This is a genomic window from Caballeronia sp. M23-90 (assembly GCF_053574605.1).
The window spans coordinates 1-809 of record NZ_JBSIPA010000925.1 but is presented as its reverse complement, the minus strand read 5'-3'; the positions used below and the strand labels follow the sequence as shown (position 1 = coordinate 809).

Sequence of the window (809 nt, the reverse complement as noted above, 5' to 3'; positions counted from 1 at the left end):
TCAACCGGCGCGCCAGCGCGTCCGGCCTCGAGCGCCCAACGATCGCGGAGAGCCGATGATCAACCTTCAACATCTCACGAAGCGCTTTGAATCACGTCAGGCGCAAGCAGTTGTCGACGATGTATCGATGGACATCGAAGAGGGCGAGTTATGCGTGCTGCTCGGGCCGTCCGGATGCGGCAAGACCACGACGCTCAAGATGATCAACCGGCTCGTGCAGCCGACTTCGGGCCGGATACTGATCGGCGGCGAGGATACGTCGAGCTTCGACGTGGTCGAGTTGCGCCGGCGCATTGGTTACGTGATCCAGCAAGTCGGGCTGTTTCCCAACATGACGGTGGAGCAGAACATCGGGCTCGTGCCGCAGATGCTCGGCTGGGACAAGCGCAAGATTCGCCGGCGCACGGAGGAGCTGCTTGAACTGGTGGCGCTCGATCCGGCGATGTACCTCGGCTGTTATCCGCGCGACCTGTCGGGTGGCCAGCAACAACGCGTCGGCGTGGCGCGAGCGCTTGCGGCCGACCCGCCGGTGATGTTGATGGACGAGCCGTTCGGCGCGATCGATCCGATCAACCGGACTTCGATTCAGGATGAATTCCGCAAGATCCAGAGGCGCTTGAAAAAGACCGTGGTGTTCGTGAGCCATGACATCGATGAAGCCATGAAGATGGCCGACAAGGTCGCCATCTTTCGCAATGGCAAGCTCGAACAGTTTGCCGGTCCCGATGAATTGCTGGCGCGTCCGGCGACGCCGTTCATCGCGGACTTCGTGGGCGCCGACCGTGCGTTGAAGCGCCTGCGCCTGCTGA

1 protein-coding gene is annotated in these 809 nt (G+C 62.1%); it reads left to right on the top strand.

Going from position 1 to position 809, the window contains the following annotated elements:
• Positions 1–55 precede the first annotated feature (55 nt).
• Positions 56–809: ABC transporter ATP-binding protein (locus tag ACRXB1_RS37040; RefSeq protein WP_449494905.1), on the top strand; the 754-nt coding region annotated here is incomplete at its 3' end.